The 24,429-nt window shown below is 44.6% G+C and carries 25 protein-coding genes; all 25 read right to left on the bottom strand.

What is annotated here, in order from left to right:
* Positions 1–93: 93 nt before the first annotated feature.
* Positions 94–1,212 carry a uroporphyrinogen decarboxylase gene (gene hemE, locus FD973_RS00125; RefSeq protein ID WP_215324639.1) on the bottom strand — a complete coding sequence of 373 codons (1,119 nt, stop codon included), beginning with the start codon at positions 1,210–1,212 and terminating at the stop codon, positions 94–96.
* A gap of 9 nt (positions 1,213–1,221) precedes the next feature.
* Positions 1,222–1,638, bottom strand: a complete 417-nt coding sequence (locus FD973_RS00120) for a F0F1 ATP synthase subunit epsilon (RefSeq protein ID WP_068320066.1) — start codon at positions 1,636–1,638, stop codon at positions 1,222–1,224.
* Positions 1,639–1,659: 21 nt separating this feature from the next.
* Positions 1,660–3,060, bottom strand: a complete 1,401-nt coding sequence (atpD, locus tag FD973_RS00115; RefSeq protein ID WP_215323679.1) for a F0F1 ATP synthase subunit beta — start codon at positions 3,058–3,060, stop codon at positions 1,660–1,662.
* A gap of 56 nt (positions 3,061–3,116) precedes the next feature.
* Positions 3,117–3,986, bottom strand: a complete 870-nt coding sequence (gene atpG, locus FD973_RS00110; RefSeq protein WP_215323678.1) for a F0F1 ATP synthase subunit gamma — start codon at positions 3,984–3,986, stop codon at positions 3,117–3,119.
* A 17-nt stretch (positions 3,987–4,003) separates the two neighbouring features.
* Complete coding sequence (gene atpA / locus FD973_RS00105; RefSeq protein WP_215323677.1) at positions 4,004–5,545, bottom strand: F0F1 ATP synthase subunit alpha; 1,542 nt, start codon at positions 5,543–5,545, stop codon at positions 4,004–4,006.
* 45 nt (positions 5,546–5,590) lie between these two features.
* Entirely contained in the window at positions 5,591–6,127 is a 537-nt protein-coding gene (locus FD973_RS00100; RefSeq protein WP_215323676.1) for a F0F1 ATP synthase subunit delta, read from the bottom strand.
* A gap of 1 nt (position 6,128) precedes the next feature.
* The gene (locus FD973_RS00095) at positions 6,129–6,599 is read right to left on the bottom strand and encodes a F0F1 ATP synthase subunit B (RefSeq protein WP_114636154.1); all 471 of its coding nucleotides are present in this window, start codon (positions 6,597–6,599) and stop codon (positions 6,129–6,131) included.
* 63 nt (positions 6,600–6,662) lie between these two features.
* Positions 6,663–6,929 carry a F0F1 ATP synthase subunit C gene (atpE, locus tag FD973_RS00090; RefSeq protein WP_011901869.1) on the bottom strand — a complete coding sequence of 89 codons (267 nt, stop codon included), beginning with the start codon at positions 6,927–6,929 and terminating at the stop codon, positions 6,663–6,665.
* Positions 6,930–6,974: 45 nt separating this feature from the next.
* Entirely contained in the window at positions 6,975–7,850 is an 876-nt protein-coding gene (gene atpB, locus FD973_RS00085) for a F0F1 ATP synthase subunit A (protein ID WP_215323675.1), read from the bottom strand.
* A gap of 40 nt (positions 7,851–7,890) precedes the next feature.
* The gene (locus FD973_RS00080) at positions 7,891–8,385 is read right to left on the bottom strand and encodes an ATP synthase subunit I (RefSeq protein ID WP_215323674.1); all 495 of its coding nucleotides are present in this window, start codon (positions 8,383–8,385) and stop codon (positions 7,891–7,893) included.
* 69 nt (positions 8,386–8,454) lie between these two features.
* Positions 8,455–9,345 carry a ParB/RepB/Spo0J family partition protein gene (locus FD973_RS00075; RefSeq protein ID WP_215323673.1) on the bottom strand — a complete coding sequence of 297 codons (891 nt, stop codon included), beginning with the start codon at positions 9,343–9,345 and terminating at the stop codon, positions 8,455–8,457.
* A gap of 23 nt (positions 9,346–9,368) precedes the next feature.
* Positions 9,369–10,139 carry a ParA family protein gene (locus tag FD973_RS00070; protein WP_215323672.1) on the bottom strand — a complete coding sequence of 257 codons (771 nt, stop codon included), beginning with the start codon at positions 10,137–10,139 and terminating at the stop codon, positions 9,369–9,371.
* Positions 10,140–10,153: 14 nt separating this feature from the next.
* A complete protein-coding gene (gene rsmG / locus FD973_RS00065) occupies positions 10,154–10,822 on the bottom strand; it encodes a 16S rRNA (guanine(527)-N(7))-methyltransferase RsmG (RefSeq protein ID WP_215323671.1) in 669 nt (222 codons plus the stop codon).
* A complete protein-coding gene (gene mnmG / locus FD973_RS00060; protein WP_215323670.1) occupies positions 10,815–12,737 on the bottom strand; it encodes a tRNA uridine-5-carboxymethylaminomethyl(34) synthesis enzyme MnmG in 1,923 nt (640 codons plus the stop codon). The genes rsmG and mnmG overlap by 8 nt, the downstream gene beginning before the upstream one ends.
* A gap of 113 nt (positions 12,738–12,850) precedes the next feature.
* Complete coding sequence (locus FD973_RS00055) at positions 12,851–13,582, bottom strand: TSUP family transporter (RefSeq protein ID WP_215323669.1); 732 nt, start codon at positions 13,580–13,582, stop codon at positions 12,851–12,853.
* Between the two features lie 115 nt (positions 13,583–13,697).
* Complete coding sequence (locus tag FD973_RS00050) at positions 13,698–14,627, bottom strand: branched-chain amino acid ABC transporter permease (protein ID WP_215323668.1); 930 nt, start codon at positions 14,625–14,627, stop codon at positions 13,698–13,700.
* 2 nt (positions 14,628–14,629) lie between these two features.
* Positions 14,630–15,550: a branched-chain amino acid ABC transporter permease gene (locus tag FD973_RS00045; RefSeq protein WP_215323667.1), complete on the bottom strand. Its 921-nt coding sequence runs from the start codon at positions 15,548–15,550 to the stop codon at positions 14,630–14,632.
* A 16-nt stretch (positions 15,551–15,566) separates the two neighbouring features.
* Positions 15,567–16,793, bottom strand: coding sequence for an ABC transporter substrate-binding protein (locus FD973_RS00040; protein WP_215323666.1), 1,227 nt, complete (start codon positions 16,791–16,793; stop codon positions 15,567–15,569).
* A gap of 21 nt (positions 16,794–16,814) precedes the next feature.
* Positions 16,815–17,519, bottom strand: a complete 705-nt coding sequence (locus tag FD973_RS00035; RefSeq protein WP_215323665.1) for an ABC transporter ATP-binding protein — start codon at positions 17,517–17,519, stop codon at positions 16,815–16,817.
* Positions 17,516–18,283, bottom strand: a complete 768-nt coding sequence (locus FD973_RS00030) for an ABC transporter ATP-binding protein (RefSeq protein WP_215323664.1) — start codon at positions 18,281–18,283, stop codon at positions 17,516–17,518. The genes FD973_RS00035 and FD973_RS00030 overlap by 4 nt, the downstream gene beginning before the upstream one ends.
* Positions 18,284–18,385: 102 nt before the next feature.
* On the bottom strand, positions 18,386–18,601 hold the full coding sequence (locus FD973_RS00025) for a DUF3717 domain-containing protein (RefSeq protein ID WP_215323663.1): 216 nt from the start codon (positions 18,599–18,601) through the stop codon (positions 18,386–18,388).
* A gap of 14 nt (positions 18,602–18,615) precedes the next feature.
* Entirely contained in the window at positions 18,616–19,110 is a 495-nt protein-coding gene (locus FD973_RS00020) for an SET domain-containing protein (protein ID WP_215323662.1), read from the bottom strand.
* Positions 19,111–19,112: 2 nt separating this feature from the next.
* Entirely contained in the window at positions 19,113–21,611 is a 2,499-nt protein-coding gene (gene gyrB / locus FD973_RS00015; protein WP_215323661.1) for a DNA topoisomerase (ATP-hydrolyzing) subunit B, read from the bottom strand.
* Positions 21,612–21,622: 11 nt separating this feature from the next.
* On the bottom strand, positions 21,623–22,738 hold the full coding sequence (gene dnaN, locus FD973_RS00010; RefSeq protein WP_215323660.1) for a DNA polymerase III subunit beta: 1,116 nt from the start codon (positions 22,736–22,738) through the stop codon (positions 21,623–21,625).
* Positions 22,739–23,001: 263 nt separating this feature from the next.
* Positions 23,002–24,429, bottom strand: coding sequence for a chromosomal replication initiator protein DnaA (gene dnaA, locus FD973_RS00005; protein ID WP_251368787.1), 1,428 nt, complete (start codon positions 24,427–24,429; stop codon positions 23,002–23,004).

Below are 24,429 nucleotides of genomic sequence, written 5' to 3'. Positions count from 1 at the left end.
ATTATTCGCAATCTCACTGAATTTCAAATTTTGTAGCTATCTGTGCATAACTTTCGCTAAAATTTTCAGCGGCAAGTTAGCAATCACTCAGTATTATGACTTTACCCTGAGAGACCTTGAGCGATTGATGACAGCCTCAGCAAGCGCAGTCACACTCTCAGGCGGCGTGAACTGGGAAATCCCATGGCCCAAATTAAATATGTGGCCATCCAATGGATGCAAATCAGACCTAAGAGCCGGGGCAGCTGCCAAGTCCTCTAATATTAATTTAGCTTGCTCTGCAATTTGTTTTGGCTCAGAGAACAAAATTAATGGGTCTAAATTACCCTGCAATGCCAATGGTTTGTTCAGGGCAAGTAATTGCTTTCTTGCGCGACTTAATGACATAGTCCAGTCAATAGCAATAACATCTGCGCCAACTTGAGCCATATCATTCAACCAAATTGCACCGCCCTTAGTAAACATGATGACCGGTATCTTTTGGCCCTCATGATTGCGCGGCAATAAGGTAATCACTTTTTGCATTGCAGCCAAGGAAATCTTTTGATACCAGCCGTCCGGCAACATACCGCCCCATGTATCAAAAATCATCAATGCTTGTGCCCCAGCCTTTACTTGTTCTGTTAAATAGTTAGCAACGGATTGAGCATTGATTTCTAGGATCTGTTGCATCAAATCAGGGCGACTAAACATCATTGTTTTAGCATGACGAAAATCGTCAGCACTTGATCCATCAATCATGTAGCAAGCAAGTGTCCAAGGGCTCCCGGAGAAACCAATCAGTGGAACGCGCTGCTTACCATCCTGAATAAGTGCCTTGCGGATTTCTGAAACAGCATCAAATACATATTTGAGCTGATCCATATCGGCAACACGTAATTTCTTAACCGCATCTTCAGTGCGAAGAGGGTGTTCAAAACTTGGGCCTTCGCCAGCAGTAAATTTCAGACCCAATCCCATTGCATCAGGAATGGTCAAGATATCTGAAAATAAAATCGCGGCATCCAATGGATAGCGATCCAACGGCTGTAGAGTTACTTCGGTGGCGTAAGCAGGATTTTTTGCGAGCCCTAAAAAGCTTCCAGCTCTAGCGCGCGTGGCGTTGTATTCAGGGAGGTAACGACCGGCTTGGCGCATGAGCCAAAGCGGTGTTTGATCAACCGCTTCGCCCAGGCAGGCCTTTAAAAACCGATCATTTAACAACAAGGAGATGACCGGCTATTACTTTTTACGACGGAAACGAGCAATCGCTGCCAATTGAGCAGCAGCCATTGCAAACTCAGACTGAGCCAAGGCCAAGTCAAAGTCGGTGCCGCGATTTTGCATTGCTTCTTCGGCACGTTTCTTAGCTTCAATTGCTTTAGCTTCATCCAAATCATGTCCACGAATAGCAGTATCTGCCAATACAGTAACGTGATCAGGTTGAACTTCTAAATAGCCACCTGCTACGAAAACAAACTCTTCATCACCATCGGCTTTTTCAATGCGAACCGAACCAGGACGAATGCGTGTAATCAAAGGAGTGTGGCCGCGCAAAATGCCAAGCTCACCACTTTCACCAGGAAGCGCAACAAACTTTGCTTCCCCGCTGAAAATGGATTGCTCAGCACTTACTACATCGACGCGTATGGTTGACATAATTTCCCTAGATGAGTTCGATTAAAGCTTCTTGGCTTTCTCGATGGCTTCATCAATTGAACCCACCATGTAGAACGCTTGCTCAGGCAAATGATCCAATTCACCGCTTACGATCATCTTGAAACCGCGGATGGTTTCTTTCAGTGGAACGTATTTACCTGGTGAGCCAGTGAACACCTCAGCAACGTGGAAAGGCTGGGACAAGAAACGCTGAATCTTACGGGCGCGGGCAACAGCCAATTTGTCTTCTGGAGATAATTCGTCCATACCCAAAATCGCAATAATGTCGCGCAACTCTTTATAGCGTTGCAATGTCATTTGAACTGCACGAGCCACTTCGTAGTGCTCTTGACCAACCACTTGTGGATCAAGCTGACGGCTGGTCGAATCCAATGGATCAACCGCTGGGTAAATACCCAACGCAGCGATGTCGCGTGACAACACAACAGTAGAGTCCAAGTGCAAGAAGGTTGTCGCTGGTGATGGATCGGTCAAGTCATCCGCAGGAACGTAAACGGCCTGGATAGATGTAACAGAACCAGTCTTAGTAGAAGTAATACGTTCTTGCAATTTACCCATCTCTTCAGCCAAAGTAGGTTGGTAACCCACAGCAGAAGGCATACGACCGAGCAACGCAGAAACTTCAGTACCAGCCAATGTGTAACGGTAAATATTGTCAACGAAGAACAAAATGTCACGACCTTCGTCACGGAACGCTTCAGCCATAGTCAAGCCAGTCAACGCAACACGTAAACGGTTGCCAGGAGGTTCGTTCATCTGACCAAACACCATCGCTACCTTGTCGATAACGTTAGATTCTTTCATCTCATGGTAGAAGTCATTACCTTCACGAGTACGCTCACCAACACCAGCAAACACTGACAAACCTGAATGTTGCTTAGCAATGTTGTTAATCAATTCCATCATGTTCACGGTCTTACCAACACCCGCACCACCGAACAAGCCAACCTTACCGCCCTTAGCAAATGGGCAAACTAAGTCAATAACCTTAATTCCGGTTTCGAGCAAGTCAACCGAAGGGGAGAGCTCATCAAACTTTGGGGCTGGCTGGTGAATAGCGCGACGCTCTTCAGTAGCGATCGGGCCTGCGTCATCAATTGGACGGCCTAATACGTCCATAATGCGACCAAGCGTTGCTGGACCAACTGGAACAGAAATAGGTTGGCCAGTAGATTTCACTTCCATGCCACGACGCAAGCCATCGCTAGCGCCCATGGCAATCGCGCGAACTACACCGTCACCGATTTGTTGCTGAACTTCAAAGGTCAAACCTTTTTCAGCAAATGATTTTTCGCCACTCTCAACTAATGTCAACGCATCATAAATGTTTGGCATTTTGTCGCGTGGGAACTGAATGTCCACCACTGGACCGATACATTGCACGATATTTCCGTTACTCATCGCATTTCTCCGCTTTTAATTCCGTAAATTCTTTCGTATTCCTAAATGCTGACCGCTTAAACCGCAGCCGCTCCGCCAACAATTTCTGATAGCTCTTTGGTAATAGCAGCCTGTCGTGTTTTGTTGTAATCCAATTGCAGTTCGCCAATTACGTTCTTTGCATTATCTGAGGCGGCCTTCATTGAGACCATACGTGCAGACTGCTCAGAAGCCATGTTTTCAGCAACTGCCTGATAAATCATTGCTTCAACGTAACGCTTAAGCAGGCCATTCAAAATGGACTCTGCGTCAGGTTCGTAGATGTAATCCCAAGAATTGCCTGTCTTCTCGTTTGGGGTCAAAGACTCTGACTCCAAAGGCAAGAGTTTTTCTAAAACAGGTTCTTGCTTCATTGCATTTACAAAGCGGGTGTATGCCAAATACACAGCATCAATCTCGCCACGCTCAAACGCTTCTAATTGGGCAGTAATTGCACCAATCAAAACATCCAAATGCGGCGTATCGCCAATTTGAATTGTTTGAGACATCAATTTAGCTTTTGAACGATTCAAAAATTGCAAACCTTTTGAACCAATCGCGGTGTACTCAATGCCAATATTTTTTTCTTGCAAGTCGCGCACTTGGTTTGCAATCAAACGCAGGACGTTGGTATTTAAACCGCCGCACAAGCCTTTGTCTGTGGTAACCAAAATCGTGCCAACCTTCTTTATTTCACGAGTTGCCATATAAGCAGGGCGGAACTCAGGATTTGCTTTAGAAAGGTTGGCAACAATCTCACGAATTTTTTCAGCGTAAGGGCGCGCATTACGCATGCGCTCCTGGGCGCGACGCATCTTGGATGCGGCGACCATTTCCATTGCCTTCGTGATCTTGCGCGTGTTTTGCACGCTCTTGATCTTAGATCGTATCTCTTTTGTGCTTGCCATGATTTATGCGAGCCCTCTTAGAAGGAGGCTGAACGCTTGTAATCCTCAATAGCGGCGCGCAAAGCAGCTTCATCATCTTTACTCAAGTCTTTGGTTTCTTCGATACGCGCAACTAAATCAGCGTATTTAGATTTCAAATGATCTTGCAGGCCCTTTTCGAAAGCCAATACATTCTTAACATCGAGATCATCGAAGAAGCCGTTATTCACAGCGTAAAGCGAGGCAGCCATTTCCCAAACTTGGAGTGGCTTATATTGAGCTTGCTTACACAATTCAGTAACGCGACGTCCACGCTCAAGCTGCTTGCGGGTTGCTTCGTCTAGGTCTGATGCAAACTGTGCAAACGCTGCCAATTCACGATATTGCGCTAAGTCAGTACGAATACCGCCAGACAGCTTTTTAATTACCTTAGTTTGTGCAGCACCACCAACGCGAGACACAGAAATACCGGCGTTAATCGCAGGACGAATACCTGCGTTAAACAAGTCAGTTTCTAAGAAGATCTGACCGTCAGTAATCGAAATCACGTTGGTAGGAACGAATGCAGAAACGTCGCCGGCTTGAGTTTCAATAATTGGCAAAGCTGTCAAAGAACCTGTTTTTCCTTTTACTGCGCCGTTGGTGAACTTCTCAACGTACTCAGCATTTACACGAGCAGCACGCTCGAGCAAGCGTGAGTGGAGGTAGAACACGTCACCAGGATATGCTTCGCGGCCTGGTGGGCGACGGAGCAACAAGGAGATTTGACGATAAGCAACAGCTTGCTTAGTCAAGTCATCGTAAACAATCAAAGCATCTTCGCCGCGATCGCGGAAGTACTCACCCATGGTGCAACCAGCATATGCAGAGAGGTACTGCATTGCTGCAGACTCAGAAGCACTAGCTGCAACAACAACGGTGTACTCCATTGCGCCCAATTCAGTGAGCTTACGAACAACGTTAGCAATAGTAGAAGCTTTTTGACCGATCGCCACGTAAACGCAATAAACGCCTTTACCTTTTTGGTTAATGATCGCGTCAACGGCAACAGCTGTCTTACCAGTTTGACGGTCGCCAATGATCAACTCACGCTGACCGCGGCCAATTGGAACCATCGCATCAATCGCCTTTAAACCAGTTTGAACTGGCTGGCTAACAGATTGACGCGCGATAACACCAGGAGCAACTTTTTCGATAAAGTCAGTTAACTTAGTATTGATTGGGCCTTTGCCATCAATTGGCTGACCGAGCGCGTTTACAACACGGCCAAGCAATTCTGGACCAACTGGAACTTCCAAAATGCGGCCAGTACATTTCACTGAGTCGCCTTCTTTAATGTGGGTGTACTCACCCAACACTACGGCACCAACAGAATCACGCTCAAGGTTTAATGCGAGGCCGATAGTGTTGTTAGGAAACTCCAACATTTCGCCCTGCATAACACCAGACAAGCCATGTACGCGGCAAATACCATCGGTCACTGATATAACAGTGCCTTCGTTGCGAACTTGGGAGTCAACACCCAATTCGCTAATTCGGCTTTTGATCAGTTCGCTGATCTCGGAAGGGTTGAGTTGCATTACTTACTCCTGGGTCTTATTTCGTATGTTCTTAATAGGGATCACTTATGCGCCAAGACTTGCTTGCATTTGAGCTAACTGGGCCTTAACTGAACTATCCATTACCTCATCACCAACCTGAATGCGTACTCCGCCAATCAACGTTGGATCAACTTGAATAGTTGGGCGCAATTCTTTACCCCCAAAGCGCTTCTTCAAACTTGACAACAAATCATTTAGCGCAGAACCCTCTAAAGGGAATGCGCTGGTAATGTTTACTTCTGCAGCACCTTCGCTCTTGTTCTTCATTGCCTCAAATTGATGAGCAATTTCTGGAACAGCTGATAAGCGGTGGTTTTGATTTACAAGATTTAAAAAGCTGGCAACCTTTCCATCTAGCTTGGTCTTCACCATGCCAGAAAGTAGCTTGCTTAAATCGTCAGCGGATACTTTTGGATTGTTTGATAAAGCAGCAATCTCTGGCATAGCAGCTAGTTGCGCTAGTTCATTTAATTGCTCTAAACATCCAGCAAGCTCAGCCGGCTTTGTGCTTTGAAAAAGCGCTTCAGCATAAGGACGTGCAATAGTGGCTAAATCAGCCATATCAAAGTTCTGCCTTTAGTTGGTCAAGTAATTGGCCGTGCGCTTTCGCATCAATTTCACGACGCAAAATTTGCTCAGCACCTTTAACAGCAAGCACTGCAACTTCAGCGCGCAAAACTTCACGGGCACGAGTTACCTGTTGTGCTGCATCTTGTTGCGCCTGAGAAATGATTCGAGCGGCTTCAGCTTGTGCATTAGCGCGAATTTCTTCGGCTGACATTTGTGCACGTTTTTCAGCTTCAGCAACGCGTTGAACACCTTCTTGACGTGCTTTATTTAATTCTTGCTCAGCTTCATTGCTAGCCAATGCAAGCGCTTCTTTGCCACGCTCAGCTGCCGCCAAGCCATCAGCAATTTTGCTTGAACGCTCATCTAACGCCTTAACTAGCGGTGGCCACACAAATTGTGCAACAACCCACCATAAGACGAAGAAAACGATCATTTGCGCGAATAGGGTCGCGTTCAGATTCACGATATTCCTTTCAGTATTGTTGAGAACAGTTGGATGACCCGTTGGTCACCCATGCCAAAACAATTACTTAATAACTGCGAGCAGTGGGTTTGCGAAAGCAAACAACATTGCAACACCAACGCCGATCAAAAACGCAGCGTCGATCAAACCAGCCAAAAGGAACATCTTAGTTTGGAGCGGCTCCATCAATTCTGGCTGACGTGCACAAGCTTCGATGTATTTACCACCCATCAATGCGATACCCAAACATGCACCGATCGCGCCGAGGCCGATGATGATGCCGATACAGATAGCTGTTGAACCTTGAATAGTTGCTAAAAATGCTTGCATGTTGCTGACTCCTGAAGTTAAAAGAGGTAAGTTAAAAATAAAATCTTAGTGATGGCTATGCGCCTGCCCGATGTAGACTAAAGTCAACATCATGAAAATAAAGGCCTGCAACAAAATAACCAAGATGTGGAAGATGGCCCAAGCCGATCCAGCAATAACGTGGCCCACCAATCCAAACAGGGATACATCTAAATTAAATGTCCATACGCTACCAAGAAGAGCGATCAACAAAAAGACCAACTCTCCAGCGTACATATTTCCAAAAAGTCGCATTCCTAAAGAAACGCCTTTCGCCAAATATTCGATGATGTTCAAAGCAAGATTGAATGGTGCTAAGTACCATTTCGCTCCGAAAGGCGCAGAAATCAACTCATGCAAGAAGCCGCCAAAACCTTTTACCTTGAAGCTGTAGAAGAACACCAAAAGCAAAACAGAAAGGGACATACCCATAGTGGCATTCAGATCAGTTGTAGGAACTAATCTGTGATGAGGCACATGGACACCAAAACTTTCAATAAAGCCATTAACACCCAATACCCAATCCACTGGAATTAAGTCGAGGGTATTGAGAAGGATGATCCAGAAGAATACGAAAAGCGCGAGTGGTGCAATAAATGTGCGGTTTCCGTGAACAATGCTTTTTGCTTGCGTGTCCACCATTTCGACAATCATTTCAACCAAGCACTGAAATCTACCTGGCACACCAGGAGTTGCGCGACGCGCTGCGAGCAACAAGATAAATACCGCAATGAAGCCCATCAAAGAGGCCCAAAAAATAGTATCTAAATTAATAACGCTGAAATCAATGATGGAAGATTGACGCTCACCCGTATTGGTGAGATTTTGTAAATGCTCAGAAATGTACGCCGTTGGCGTCATTTGCTCTGCTGCCTCGTGGGCTTGGTGTACTTCGCTAGACATCTCTTAACTAGTCCTTTGTTTCAATCTCAATTGTCACTACTTAACGCCACAACCACGCTAGCCATACACACTTCAAGGCAAGCAGGTAGGTCACCAACAAGGGGACCCAAAGCACGCCAGGGATGTAATACGCAACCCCTATAAACATCATTAGCGTCAAGACGATTTTGATAAATTCGCCAGAAACTAATGCCGCCAAAAATCTTCCTGGATTCAATTTTTGCGATTTCTTCGCTAACTCCAACCTTATTAAAAACAAAGTTGTAGGCAAGACGCTAATTAAACCACCTAAAAAGGCCGACTGAGTATAAAGGCTTACCCCTACCGGCTCCCCAAAAAATGACCAAACCGCCATGCTGATCGCTGTTATCAACAATTGAGTCAAAATTATTTTCCAAGGCGAAAGGGCTCGGTATTTTTTTGCGTTGTTTTGCTGCAACGCAACAATCTCTTCCTTGCTATAGACCCGAATTACTTCCTCTTCGGGCTCATCCCATTCATTTACCTCGGAAAATTGATTTTTTTGAGGAATCAATTTAGCCCCGAAAGTGTAATGTGTGCAGTGCAATATGTCAAAGTATTTGGGGACATTTTTCGACCTAATTTAACCCTCAATACCCAACTTTTTTAATAAGGAATCTAGTTCGTCAAATTGGCTAAACCGGATTCTGAGCTCCCCGCCCTTGCCTTTAAGCTTAAATTCGGTATTTAAACCAATCAAGTCTGCAATCTCTTGCGTCAAACGCTGCATATCAGGGTCGCTACTGCGAGAAGGTGCGCCTGGCTTATTTTTTGCTTTTTTGTCGCCTATTTGACCGCCCGCAATCACTAATGCAGCAGTCATCCTTTCCGCTTCACGCACAGACAAACCTTGCGCAGAAATTTTTTGGGCTAGGGCTACCTGACTCGCTCCTGGCAGGGGCAGCAATGCACGCGCATGCCCCATATCAATATCACCAGCGAGCAACATGGCTTGCACAGGCTTAGCCAACTGGATGAGGCGCAATAAGTTAGTAATGGCACTTCTAGACTTTCCTACTGCCTTTGCGGCCTGCTCATGTGTAAAACCAAATTCCTCAATTAATCTAGCCAGACCCTGAGACTCTTCAAGAGGATTTAAATCCTCACGTTGCATATTTTCAACTAGAGCCATCGCTGCAGCCGCCTGATCATCAGCACCAGAAACTAAAACAGGGACCTCTTTTAAGCCAGCAATCGTTGCCGCACGAAAACGTCTTTCGCCAGCAATAATTTCATATTTACCAGAAGCGACTAAACGAACCAATAATGGCTGCATTACTCCCTGCTCACGAATGCTCTCGGCTAATTCTTGCAGAGCGCCAGCTTCCATCTTTTGACGAGGCTGATATTTGCCTGCTTGTAATGCTGTTAGTGGTAGGCGATTAATTTCGGTCGAAGATTTTGTTTCTGAAGTTTTTTCTCCAAGCAAAGCCTCGAGACCTCTTCCCAAACCTTTTTTCTTTATTGCAACCATATTATTTATTTTCTCTTTCGAAATTACATCTGCTTGATGCGCTCTACCATCTCCGCACCAAACTCTAAGTAAGCTTTTGCACCTCTTGATGATTTATCAAATGCAACACCAGGAAGCCCATAAGACGGGGCTTCGGCAAGACGTACATTGCGAGGAATAATAGTTTTAAATACCTTATCGCCAAAGTGTTCAAGCAGTTGATCAGATACTTGTTGCTGCAAGGTCATGCGCGCATCAAACATCACGCGCAATAAACCAATGATTACTAAATCAGGATTTAAATTCGCATGCACTTGTTTAATTGTGTTTACCAAATCTGAAAGGCCTTCCAATGCAAAGTATTCACACTGCATTGGAACAATCACACCATTAGCCGCACACAATCCATTTAGCGTTAACAAAGACAGCGCTGGTGGACAATCAATCAAAATAAAATCGTAATCTTTCGCGACTTCTGCAAGCGCATTTTTCAAACGCGATTCGCGCAAATCCAAATCAACTAATTCAATTTCTGCTCCTGCCAAGTCTCGATTTGCAGGCAGCACATCGTAGCCAGAACTTTCACAGTGCTGGGCACATTCCTTAACCGATGTCATGCCAATTAACACTTGATATACGCTGGCATTTAAATCAGCCTTTTCAACTCCGGAACCCATCGTTGCATTGCCCTGAGGGTCAAGATCGACAAGCAATACGCGCTGTTGCAAGCCAGCCAAGCCTGCCGCTAAATTAACAGCCGTAGTGGTCTTACCAACACCACCCTTTTGATTTGCAATACAGAAGATTTTTGCCATGGCTACTTTTTTACTTAAGAGGTGAGGGGGGATTTTCTCACGGGGGCCAACACCAACAGGCGTCTTTCAACCGCTAAATTAGGAATATGAAGCGGCTCATCTGCCACAAGACGCCAATCTTCCATGCATACATCTAAAATTTCTTCATCGGCACGCTTAGCTTTCATTGCAAACACAAGCCCATTGGGTTTTAGATAAGGCAATGACAATTCTAAAAATCGTGCAAGGTTTGTAAACGCGCGAGAAATCACAGCGTCAAACTGCGCTGATTGTTGCATTGCAACATTCTCAACTCGCTCGCTGAGCACCTCAATATTTTTTAGCCTTAGCTTTCCACGCACATGCTGCAAGAAAGCTGTCTTTTTACGAATGGCCTCAATCAGCGTTAATTGCCACTCTGGTTGTACTATTGCAATTGGTATTGCCGGCAATCCACCACCAGACCCAAGATCTGCAATCTTGGGGTGAGATTCTTTTAAAAATCGCCTTAATACAGGCAAAACTGCAATGGAATCAATGAGATGCAGCCTAATAGAATCTTTCTCACCCTCAATCGCAGTAAGATTATGCACTTGATTCCAACGCCCCATTTCTTGCAAAAAAAGCTCTAAATCAGAGATATTGGCAGCGCTTAACTCTAGGCCAAGCTCTTGTATTCCCAAAGCAAGCAAACCCTCACTCATGTGTTTCTTGGGTGCGGCCCAAACCCTTTTTAAGATGCACCAACAAAAGTGAAAGTGCTGCGGGCGTTACTCCAGAAATACGACCAGCCTGTCCCAGTGTTTCGGGCTTATGCAAATTTAGCTTTTGCTGAACCTCTTTAGACAAACCCAGTACCTGTGAATAATCAAGCGTTTCAGGAAGGGGGAAGGTCTCGTTATGCTCCTGGCGTGCTATTTCTACCGCTTGTCTATCTATGTAGCCTTGGTATTTGACTGAGATCTCTACCTGGTCACTTATTTGCGCAGCCAGACCAAGGTCTTCATCCAAACAATCAGGCGCCCAGATTCCATCACCCAAAGCAGTGATAGCCTCATAAGTAACGCCTGGTCGCCTCAATAGCTCAGTTAAATTACATTCGTGCGAGAGATCTTGTCCCAACAATTCAGAGACCAAAGGTGATGCCTCATGTTTTGGGCCAACCCAAATATCCTGCAAACGAGATGTTTCACGTGAAACAGCCTCCCGTTTTCTGCAAAATACTTCCCAACGATGGTCATCCACAAGCCCTAGATCACGGGCAATAGGCGTCAATCGCATATCTGCATTGTCTTCGCGCAAACTTAAACGGTACTCGGCTCGACTTGTAAACATGCGATAAGGCTCTTGAACGCCTCGGGTAATTAGGTCGTCCACTAAAACGCCAATATAAGACTCGCTGCGCTTAGGCAACCAAGGCTCTTTATCTTTAGAGGCCAAACCAGCATTAATTCCAGCAAGCATGCCTTGGGCTGCGGCCTCTTCATATCCTGTTGTGCCGTTAATTTGGCCCGCAAAATATAAACCCTTAATTACTTTTGTTTCTAGGCTGTGGCGTAATTGGCGCGGATCAAAAAAGTCATACTCGATGGCGTATCCTGGCCGCACAATTACCGCAGACTCCATGCCCCTAATGCTACGCACCAAGTCCCACTGAACATCAAAGGGCAAGCTAGTCGAAATTCCATTTGGATAGAACTCGTTTGTTGTTAGGCCCTCAGGCTCGAGAAAGATCTGGTGACTATTTCGAGAGGCAAAGCGGTGGATTTTGTCTTCAATAGAAGGGCAATATCTCGGACCAACCCCCTCAATCACTCCGGTATACATTGGGGAACGATCTAATCCGCCGCGAATAATGTCGTGTGTTCTCTCATTCGTATGAGAAATCCAGCAAGGAACTTGTTTGGGGTGTTGCTCTGGGCGCCCCAGATAAGAAAAAACGGGCACAGGATCTAAATCTCCTGGCTGCTCAAGCATGACCGAGAAATCTATAGTCCTACCATCAATACGGGGTGGGGTGCCCGTCTTTAACCGTCCCTGTGGAAGCTTCAACTCTTTAAGCCTGGCAGATAAGGAAACAGCTGCAGGGTCACCAGCTCGCCCGCCAGCATAATTATTTAAGCCGACATGAATCTTGCCATCCAAAAATGTTCCGGCAGTAAGCACAACTTTTTTAGCGACAAACTCCAATCCCATTTGGGTAAGCACCCCTCGAACCGCGTCGCCCTCCACAAGCAGATCATCAACTGCCGCCTGAAACAAGCTAAGGTTGGGTTGATTTTCTAGGCGGCGACGGATGGCGGCTTTGTAGAGAACCCTGTCACCCTGTGCACGAGTGGCACGAACAGCGGGGCCCTTACTAGAATTGAGAATTCGAAACTGAATACCGGCTTCATCTGTAGCTGCAGCTATGGCTCCGCCCATGGCATCGATTTCCTTGACTAAGTGCCCTTTGCCAATACCCCCAATTGATGGGTTACAGCTCATAGCGCCTAGATTTTCAATGCTATGGGTAATTAGCAGGGTGTCACAACCCATTCTAGCGGACGCAAGGGCAGCCTCAGTCCCGGCATGACCGCCACCAACCACAATGACATCGAAACTTTTGGAATAACGCATGATTTGCCTCTGATAGGGCGATGATCATAGCATTTTGTTTGTTTCACGTGAAACAATTTATGGGCATGAAATTAAATATTGACTTATAAAACTCTAAGTCATTGATTTAATTATTAAAAATATGCGTTCCATGCGGACTTTAGTATTAACACGCTCACAATAAGCAAAAAAGCTTTTCTAACAAAAGAACTTCCATACTTAATTGCGAGCCGGCTACCAAACTGACTCCCTGCAATATTGGCAATCATCATCACAAAACCAAGCAGCCAATTAATCTGGCCAAGGCTAGCCAACATCAAAATTGCAGCCAAATTAGTTGCGGCATTTACTAATTTTGTTGCAGCCGAGGCATGCAAAAAATCAAACCCGAAAAAGCGCACAAAACCGAACAACAAAAAGCTTCCCGTTCCCGGGCCAAAGAACCCATCATAAAAGCCAATCACCAATCCAAGCAAAAGGGCTTTAAATTTTTGATAATGGCTAGGGGCCTTGGGCGCATGAGCATCGCCAAGCGTAGGCTGAAACCAGGTATAAATTAATAAAAACACCAAAACAAAGGGAAGGGCTTTCCGCAAAGGTTCTGCAGGAAAGTGACTTACCGCATTTGCCCCAATGAGAGAGCCAACAAAGGCAGCCGCAATTGCAACACCAACCAAAGTCCAAGGCAAATCAACATGCCGCAGAAATTTTCTGGCGGCATTAAGCGTCCCCCCGACAGAGGCAAGCTTATTCGTTGAAAGTAATGTTGCTGGCGGAGCATCTGGATAGGCCGCAAAAAGAGCGGGGACCTGAATAAGTCCACCGCCACCAGCCACAGCGTCGACTAGGCCAGCAAAAAAAGCCATGCCAAAGAGTAGCGGCCAGATATAAATAGAAAATTCGATGGGGAGTCTCTTTTATTTAAATGAGTGCGGCGAATGCGCCGCACTAAAACCAAATAATAAAAGGAAAAAACAAAAACTAGTTTTTGTTTTTAAAGTGCGCTGAAATTTCTCCAACCACACCACGTCGGAATGCCAAAACACAAATAACAAAAATAAATCCGGTTGCGATCGTGCTCCAAGATCCAATATTAGCCAAATAGTTTTGCAAACCAACAACGATGCCCGCACCTACAACTGGTCCTAGAATAGTTCCCATGCCACCTAGCAAAGTCATCAACACAACCTCGCCCGACATATGCCAATGAACATCCGTCAATGTTGCCAATTGGAATACTAAAGACTTCATTGAGCCTGCCAACCCTGAGAGTGCTGCAGAAATTACGAAGGAGATCAACTTAAATCTATCAACGTCGTAGCCCAAAGAAATTGCGCGCGGCTCATTCTCACGAATCGCCTTCAAGACCTGGCCAAATGGCGAATAAACGGCGCGCATGATGACCGCAAAACCAAACAAGAAAACCGCCAGCACAAAGTAGTACATGGCAACATCATTTTTCAAGTCAATCAAACCAAATAGCATTCCACGGGGTACACCCTGAATTCCATCCTCACCACCAGTAAATGGAAGTTGAACGGCCAGGAAGTAAACCATTTGCGATAGCGCTAAAGTCACCATCGCAAAATAAATGCCCTGTCTACGAATGGCTAGTGAGCCAATTAAGAATCCCAATACACCCGATCCAAAAACTCCTAGGATAATTCCAAGTTCAGGGGATAGGCCAGCCTCTTTACAAAAGTAAGCGGTGATGTAAGCGGCAGTTCCAAAAAATGCTGCGTGACCAAATGACAGCAAGCCAGTAAAGCCCAAGAGTAAGTTAAATGCACAAGCAAAAAGGGCGAAACACAAAACCTTCATTGCAAACACAAGATAAATAAATTCTTGGAAGGGCAATAGCAAAGCGATAAAAACTAATATGCCGTAAAGTAATTTTGTTTTTGGATTCATGATTACTTCTCCCGCCCAAACAGTCCAGCAGGACGAATCAGCAACACAATCGCCATAATCACAAAGATAACTACGCCAGAAGCTTCTGGATAAAACACTTTGGTCAGACCTTCAACAAGGCCCAACGCCAAACCAGTCAGAATAGCGCCCATGATAGAACCCATGCCGCCAATCACCACAACCGCAAAAACAACAATGATGAGGTTGGAGCCCATTAAGGGGTTTACTTGAAAAATGGGGGCCGCCAAAACACCTGCGAAACCAGCTAAGGCTACACCATAGGCATAAGCCAAGGAAATCATCAGCGGAACATTGATACCAAATGCTTGTAACAGCTTTGGATTTTCAGTTCCGGCGCGCAAATAAGCGCCGAGCTTGGTTCTCTCGATAACATACCAAGTGGAAAAACAAACGGCCAGAGAAATCACCACAACCCATAAACGATATTTAGGCAGAATGATTCCAATTGACTCAAGCGGAATTGCTCCTTGCAACATCTCTGGAGCTGGATAGCTTTCACCAGAAATGCCATACCAATGACGGAACATCCCCTCAATAATAAGCGCCAAGCCAAAGGTCAGTAAGAGGCCGTATAGATGATCTAAGTGATACAAGCGACGCAACATAGTTCGCTCAAGAATTAAGCCAAAGCCGGCCAACACAAGCGGAACAAAAATTAATGCAAACCAATAGTTAATTGACAGATCGGGAAAGCCAAGCCATTGGCTAATCTGGGTTAAACCAATCCATGCAATAAAGGCGCCCATTGTGTACTGAGCGCCATGTGCAAAATTAATGATATTGAGAAGGCCAAAAATAATGGCCAACCCCAAGCTCAAAATAGCATAAAACGAGCCATTAATAAGCCCCACCAAGAGCTGGGCAACCAACCCTTGAGGGGTAATTCCAAGAAGTTCAAACATACGCGATAGGGATCAATTACTTGTTAGTAACCAGCTTGCATCGTGACAATGAAAGTGGTTGTGTTGCTTCAGCAGCTGGAATCACCGCTTTCACGTTGTAATAGTCCCATGGGCTCTTAGAGTCAGCAGGCTTCTTCACTTCTAGCAAGTACATGTCATGCTCAAACTTACCATCCGCACGAATCTTGCCTTTAAATAGGCCATCATCAATATTCGTTGATTTGAGAGCTTTCATTACGGCTTGAGTGTCGTCAGTGCCAGCTTTTTGTACGGCATTTAAGTAAGCAAGAACTGATGAGTAAACGCCAGCTTGAACGCTTGATGGCATACGCTTGTGTTGCAAGATGAAACGTTTTGCAAACGCGCGAGTCTTGTCATCCTTATCCCAATAGAATCCCTCTGTGAGGTACATGCCTTGAGCTGCATTTAAACCCAAAGAGTGCACATCAGTAATAAACATCAGCAATGGAACAACGGTTTGTTTTTTGTTGATACCAAATTCAGATGCTTGCTTGACGCTATTGATAGTGTCTTGTCCAGCATTTGCTAATGCAACTACATCAGCACCACTTGCTTGAGCCTTCAAAAGATAGGATGAGAAGTCGCTGTTCGGGAATGGGTGCTTGCTTGTGCCAAGAACTTTACCGCCGTTTGCATTAACTACATTGGTTGAGTCTTTTTCCAACGCAGCTCCGAAAGCATAATCAGCGGTAATGAAGTACCAATTCTTTTTGCCTTGCTTTACAACTGCCTTGGCTGTTCCATTTGAAAGCGCATAGGTGTCATAAGTCCAATGCACGTTATTAGCGGTGCACTTTTCATTGGTGATCGGCAAAGATGCTGCGCCAGAAACTAAAGTGATTTTGTTCTTTTGTTCTGCCACTTCCATTACAGCCAAAGCCACGTTGGTTGAAACTAGCTCAACAATGACATCGACGCCATCTTTGTCATACCATTCGCGTGCTTTATTTGCTGCAATATCAGCCTTGTTTTGATGATCGGCGCTAACCAATTCGATCTTTTTTCCAATGACTGTGCCATCTTTGGAAAAATCGGCGATTGCCATTTTTGCAGCAATTACCGCGCCTGGACCAGCCAAATCAGAATAAGTTGAAGAAAGGTCAGTCAATACACCAATCTTAATAACATCGCCACTTACTTTGGGCGAGCTTTGCGCAAAAATTGGATTGGAACCAAACATGGTTGCCGCTACCAGACACGCGGTTATTTGCTTTAACTTCATTTCTATCTCCTATAGGAACTACTAAACACCAAGATACTCGTTTAATAACGTTGCCTTTTCGGCAAGCTCGTTTTGATTTACAACCTCAACCACGTTTCCATGCTCGACGACGTAATGGCGATCAGCCAAAGGCGCCGCAAAACGGAAGTTCTGCTCAACCAAGACAATGGTGAACCCCTTATTACGCAGGCTAGTAACAACTTCACCGAGTTTTTGCACAATAACAGGTGCCAAGCCTTCGGTAATTTCATCAAGCAAAAGAAGTTTGGCGCCAGTTCTGAGGATTCGCGCCATTGCTAACATCTGTTGTTCGCCGCCAGATAAGCGAGTGCCCGGGCTGTTGCGTCTCTCATAAAGGTTTGGAAACATTTCATAAATTTCATCCAAACCCATACCACCTGGAGCAATCTCAGGCAAAAGCAATAAGTTTTCTTCCGTACTTAAGCTTGCAAAAATTCCTCTTTCTTCGGGACAAAATCCAACCCCTAAACGAGCAACCTTGTAAGTGGGCATGGAGATTGTCTCTGTGCCATAAATCTGTACAGAGCCAGTTCTTTTGCTAGTCAAACCTAAAATTGTTTTAAGAATGGTGCTTCGTCCAGCGCCATTTCTGCCCAAGAGAGTCACAACCTCGCCATCGCGCACAGCGAAGTTAACGCCATGCAAAATGTGTGACTCACCATACCAAGACTCTAAATTTTTTACCTCTAGCGCCATGGTGCTCATAGGTTGTCTCCCCCATGGCTACCCATATAAGCCTCAACAACCAATGGGTTGTTAGAAACCTCCTGATAAGAGCCCTCTGCCAACACTGAGCCACGCTGCAACACAGTGATTCGATCGGCAATTGAGGAAACGACTTTCATATTGTGCTCGACCATCAGTATGGTTCGACCCTTGGCCACGCGATCGATTAACTCTGTTACACGCTCCACGTCTTCATGCCCCATGCCTTGAGTGGGCTCGTCCAACAACATCAGCTCGGGCTCCATGGCCAGAGTGGTTGCAATTTCAAGCGCTCTTTTGCGTCCATAAGCTAGGTTTAGGGTTTCCTCATCAGCAAAACCCTCCAAGCCAACCTCATGGAGAAGCTCTAAAGCACGCTCATTCAATACATTTAACGAGTCGCCAGATTTCCAAAAGTGAAATTCGGTCCCCAAGCCTCGCTGCAGTGCAACACGAACATTCTCAAGAACTGTTAAATGGGGAAATACCGCCGATATCTGAAAAGATCGAATAACACCCCTGCGGGCAATTTGAGCTGGCTTCTCTTTGGTGATATCAAAGCCATTAAACAAAATCTGCCCGCTTGTAGGCTCCAAAAACTTGGTCAACAAGTTAAAGCACGTGGTTTTGCCGGCGCCATTTGGACCAATCAAAGCATGAATGGTCCCGCGAGTGACGTCGAGGTTCACATCTGTGACCGCAGAGAATCCCTTAAAAGATTTTCCCAGTCCAATTGTTTTTAATATTGTTTCTTGCAATCTCATACCCTCTACCCCCTACCTGGGAGCAAGATTATGAGAATACCTTAAGAAAGACTGGCTATATATAGCAATAACCCTAAATACTCTAGGGTGCCAAATATTTACTTATTTGTTTTTCTGAAACTCTTGGATAGCGGTGCGCGCAAGACCATCCAAAACATCCATCGGCACCCGTTGGGCGCCCTGCACAATCATCAAAGCATAAGGCTTGGCCAAAGCCGAGGCCTCTGGGCAAAGTTGCAACTCGTCGCCTTCTGACGGCGACTGACTACGCCAATAATTAATGGCAGCCTCGAGCTCCTGAATTGTTACGAACAACATAACTGAAAGATGATTTATTTCTCTTCGATTGCCAACATAGTGCCACGGCATTTTTTAGCACCGCAGCGACATTCATAATCTTTTTTGATTTTTTTGGTAATGCGCCCACCAATATCTAGTGAGTAGTCATAAAACAACTCTTCACCAACCTTTAAGCTTCGCTTTGCATAAATAAAAACTCGCGGCTTTCCATTAAATACATCCTCTCGAGTTTCACAAGAAGGTTTGCAAGAATGATTTATCCAGCGCGCAGCATTACCGCCATATTTCGCATCAATGACACGACCGTCTTCTAAAGAAAAGTAGAAGGTGTGATTTGGATCTTTGGGGTCGTGTGGGTGGCGCTTTTCTGCCAACTTCCAACTAATGCGCTCCCCCTTGTATTCAATAATTGCTTGACCTTTTTTAATGGGTTTTGCGACAAAGACGCCTTTGCCATGAATTGGTGATGATTTAACAACAATAGAAGATCTATCCACCTTTGGTGGTTTTAATTTTTTGGATGCCATATTTAAACGTCTAGGTTACGCGCGATAAGCGCGTTCTTTTCAATAAATGTACGGCGAGGCTCTACTTCGTCACCCATTAAAGTGGTAAAGACTTGGTCGGCCGCAATAGCGTCTTCAATTTTCACTTGCAACAGCGTTCTTGAGTTCGCATCCATAGTGGTTTCCCAAAGTTGAGATGGGTTCATCTCACCAAGTCCCTTATAGCGTTGGCGACTGAGAACCCGTTCAGCCTCAGATAACAGCCAAGCAAAAGCAGCCCTAAAGTCGCTCACTATTTGTTCTTTTTGATTTTTATCGGGATCGCCTCGACGAACTTTTGAACCCGGAACCACCTTGCCGGACAAAACCGCAGCTGCATTAGCAAGGCTTTGATAATCATCACCATGCACAAAATCAGAGTTGATGGATGAAAGCTTTAGGTTTCCATGAATTCGGCGCGATAGCAATAAACGGAACCGCTCTGTGCGCTCTTCCTTTTGCACAATAATTTCGGGTGGTAGCGCCAAAGGATTTAAAGAATCAGCAAGTGCACGTCTTAAACGATCGGCAGAGTCATTTGCAGATTTCTCAGTATCAAGATTAAGTGGTGTGCCAGAAGCGATTGCACGTAAAGCATCTTCATCGATAGTACGCGACAAACGATCCACAATCGATTGGATAACTTGGTAGTGTTTTGCAAGCTCGTTTAGTGCTTCGCCCTCAATCACCTCACCTGTTGGGGTTTGTAAGGAGGCAGTTTCCAGGGCAATCTTTAATAGCAACTGGTTAAGCTCACTGTCATCTTTGATGTACTGCTCACTCTTGCCAAATTTCACCTTGTAAAGTGGGGGTTGAGCAATATAAATATGGCCTCGCTCAATCAGCTCAGGCATCTGTCTATAAAAGAAGGTGAGTAACAGCGTGCGAATGTGACTACCATCAACGTCTGCGTCGGTCATGATGATAATGCGGTGATAGCGCAACTTATCTGCTTTGTATTCTTCAATGCCGATACCCGTTCCAAGAACGGTAATTAAGGTTACCACCTCTTGGCTAGCGAGCATCTTGTCAAAGCGCGCTTTTTCAACGTTCAGAATTTTTCCCTTTAACGGGAGAATAGCTTGGAAGCGACGATCTCTACCTTGTTTAGCAGAGCCACCCGCGGAGTCACCCTCAACAATGAACAATTCTGACTTTGATGGATCTTTTTCTTGGCAGTCAGCTAACTTACCAGGCAAACCCAAACCATCTAAAGCGCCTTTGCGGCGCGTCATATCACGAGCTTTACGAGCAGCCTCCCTAGCACGTGCTGCGTCGACAATTTTTCCACAAAGGATCTTTGCGTCTGCTGGGCGTTCCTGTAAATAGGTACTAAGTGCATCAGCAACAATCTCTTCTACTGGACCACGAACCTCGCTAGAAACTAATTTATCTTTAGTCTGACTGGAGAATTTTGGTTCCGGAACTTTTACTGATAAAACGCAGGCTAAACCTTCGCGCATATCATCGCCAGAAATTTCTACTTTTGCTTTTTTTGCAACTTCGTTTTCATCAATGTACTTATTGATAACGCGAGTCATTGCTGCGCGAAGACCTGTTAAGTGAGTTCCGCCATCGCGTTGTGGAATGTTATTGGTAAAACAAAGAACTTGCTCACTGAAACTATCATTCCACTGCATTGACACTTCTGCAGTAATTTGCCCACCGAGATCAGATGGTCGAACACCTTCAGCGTAAAAAATGTTTGGATGTAAAACGTTTTTGGTTTGATTAATGTACTCAACAAACCCTTTAACACCACCCGAGAAAGCAAAATCTTCTTCTTGACCAGTGCGTTGATCAATTAACTTTATGTGAACGCCATTATTTAAAAATGAAAGCTCGCGAATACGTTTAACCAAAATCTCATAATGAAACTCTACGTTTCCAAAGATGGTTTCATCAGCTAAAAAATGCACCTCGGTTCCCGAGAGCTCTGTATCACCTGTAATCGTTATCGGAGAAACCAATACACCATCTTCATCCACTACATTGCGATTTTGAATAACGCCACGCGCAAACTCCATATAGTGGGTTTTACCGTCACGACGAATTGTGAGTTTTAACCACTTAGAAAGTGCATTTACACAACTAACACCAACTCCGTGTAGACCACCAGAAACTTTATAGCTATTTTGATCAAACTTACCACCAGCATGCAGCTCAGTCATTACGATTTCAGCAGCACTCCTTTTTGGCTCGTGCTTATCGTCATATTTAATACCAGTAGGCACACCTCGACCGTTATCAACTATAGATATTGAGTTATCTGTTTGAATAACTACAGTAATTTCAGAACAATAACCGGCTAAGGCCTCATCAATTGAGTTGTCTAACACCTCAAACACGAGATGATGTAAACCAGTTCCATCAGACGTATCGCCGATGTACATGCCTGGGCGTTTACGAACAGCTTCAAGACCTTCTAGGATTTGAATCGATGCGGCACCGTACTGCTCTACTGCTTTGTTTTCTTGAGTCATTTTTTTCTAAGTTAAATACGCATTGGCATCACAACATACTTAAAACTCTCTGAGCCAGGCAGAGTAATTACGGCACTGCTATTTGCATCACCCAAACTAATTTGAATGTTTTCATTTTTCAAGTTGGACAGAACATCAAGTAAATAGCTAACGTTAAACCCAATCTCCACAGAATCGCCGGTGTAGTTTGTTTCGATCTCTTCTTGAGCTTCTTCTTGTTCTGCGTTAGTTGATTGAATGGTGATGCGATTAGGTGACAAAGAAAATCTAACACCTTTAAATTTATCCGTCGTCAAAATAGCAGCCCTTTGAAGCGCGGACTGCAAGTCATCGCGGCCAACAACCAAACTGTTTTTATGCCCCTTTGGAATGACTCTTTGAAAATCTGGAAACTTGCCTTCTACTAATTTTGAAATTAGCTCAATATCACCAAATGAGAACTTCACTTGATTAGCTGTCAAACTTATCTCTAAAGGCTCATCTGAATCCTCTAATAAATGCTGGCACTCTAGGATTGTTTTGCGAGGAATAATAATTTCTTGTTTTTGACCAGAACCTGCTGGAGCTTCCGCTAACTCAACTTGTGAATAAGCAAGGCGATGACCATCTGTTGCAACAGCTACAACCTCTTTACCCTCAACAACCAAGAGCATTCCATTTAGATAGTAACGAATGTCTTGTTGGGCCATCGAGAAATGCACTTGACCAATTAACTGTTTGAAACTTTTTTGAGACATCTTCCAAGATGCAGTAACTTCACCAACACTTTGCATTACAGGAAACTCTGTAGCTGAAAGTGTTTGCAAAGAGAATCGACTTTTACCGCTTTGAACAACCATACGATTGTCTTTTAAATTTAACGACACCGGACCCTCTGGAAGAGCACGCAAAATATCTAAAAGCTTTCTTGCTGCAACTGTAGTTGTGACATCCTCAGACCCAACACCAAAATTTGCATTAGTTGTAATTTGGATCTCAATATCTGTTGAGATTAATGAGACCTTTTCACCTACCTTTTTAAACAACAAATTTGCCAAGATAGGAAGTGTGTGTCTACGTTCAACAATTCCACTAACAACCTGAAGTGGTTTTAGTAGGCTATCGCGTGAAGTGTTAACGAGTTGCATTGCTTTTAAATCCTTGTATATATCTTAGTAGTAATAGTAATAAGGGCTTGAAATTCCGTGGATAAGTCAAAAACCCTTTATAAAACAACACATTAAAGACTAAAAAACCTGTGGAAAACTTTTGTATAAAGCGTGCATAAAAAGGGGATAACTTTTAATCAATACCCTATTTTTGCATGAACATGAGTCTTTCCACAATTTATCCACATCAAATCCCCAAACTTATCCCTAGGGTTATCCACACACTTACCCACAGGCAAAAATTAAGCCTTTAAAGTTTGTTCAATAACGTGGATTTCATGGTTTAGTTGTCCATCATGAGCCCGTTCTTCAGAAATCTTACGAACAGCATGTAAAACGGTTGTGTGGTCTCTACCCCCAAATAGTTCGCCAATTTCAGGAAGACTTTTTTGGGTAAGTTCTTTAGCCATAAACATCGCAATTTGGCGTGGCCGAGCAATATTGGCCGGACGCTTTTTGGAATACATATCAGCAACCTTAATGCTGTAAAAATCGGCAACAGCTTTTTGGATGTTATCGACTGAAATCTGGCGGTTTTGGATGGAAAGCAAGTCTTTTAGTGCCGTTCTGGCAACTTCAATTGTTACTTCTCGCCCATGGAAACGTACAAATGCCAAAATTTTCCTTAAAGCACCCTCAAGCTCGCGTACATTCGAACGAAGATGTTTTGCAACAAAGAATGCGACATCCTCACTCATTGGAATGCCTTCACTTATTGCTTTTTTCATCAAGATGGCAACCCGCATTTCTAGCTCAGGCGGTTCAATTGCAACCGTCAATCCAGAGTCGAAGCGTGAAATGAGGCGGTCGTCTATTCCCGACATTTCTTTGGGGTAGGTATCACTAGTAATAATGACTTGAGATTTATTGCTTAACAAAGCCTCAAAGGCGTAAAAGAACTCTTCCTGTGTTCTAGATTTACCGCTAAAAAACTGAATATCGTCAATTAACAACAGATCTAAGGAGTGGTAGTAGCGCTTAAATCGATCAAATGCTTTTTGCTGATAGGCGCGCACAACGTCAGATACATATTGTTCTGCATGGATGTAGCGAATTCTGGCGTTTGGTTTGTCTTTTAATAGGTGATTACCTATCGCGTGGATCAGGTGGGTCTTGCCTAAACCCACCCCGCCATACAAAAACATTGGGTTATAAGATGTTCCTGGGTTATGAGCAACCTGAATTGACGCGGCTCTTGCTAATTGATTGGCCTTACCAGTTACAAAAGTTTCAAACGTTAAGTTGGGGTTTAATTTTGAGTGGTCTTCAATCTCAAAAGTGCTCTCATCCACTGAAATACTAGGTTCGGCTACATCGTCAGAAGGTTGTTGTGGGGCTGTTTCTGAGGTGATGTTTGGAGTGGCGATGGTCGGGCTTGTTGGCTCAATCGCTAATGTGAAATCTATATTAATGGGGCGCCCAAAATACTGGGCAGCCAACTCTTGAAAGCGGTCAGCAAATGTTTTTTTAATCCAGTCGAGCTTAAATCGGTTTGGAGCACCTATTGTTAGTGAGTCATCACTTTCAATAAAAGACATCAAAGTAAGGGGCTGAATCCACGTTTTAAACTGTTGGGGTGACAGTTCGCGGGATAAAATGCCGATAGCATCATCCCAAAACCCCAGTGGGCTAGTTGAATTCAAGGCGGGGGGATTTTGTAAGTTGCTCAT

This window comes from Polynucleobacter sp. MWH-Braz-FAM2G, assembly GCF_018687635.1.
In the GTDB taxonomy this organism is placed as follows: domain Bacteria; phylum Pseudomonadota; class Gammaproteobacteria; order Burkholderiales; family Burkholderiaceae; genus Polynucleobacter.
The sequence above is the reverse complement of the archived record's forward strand: the minus strand, read 5'-3'. Positions and strand labels throughout refer to the sequence as shown.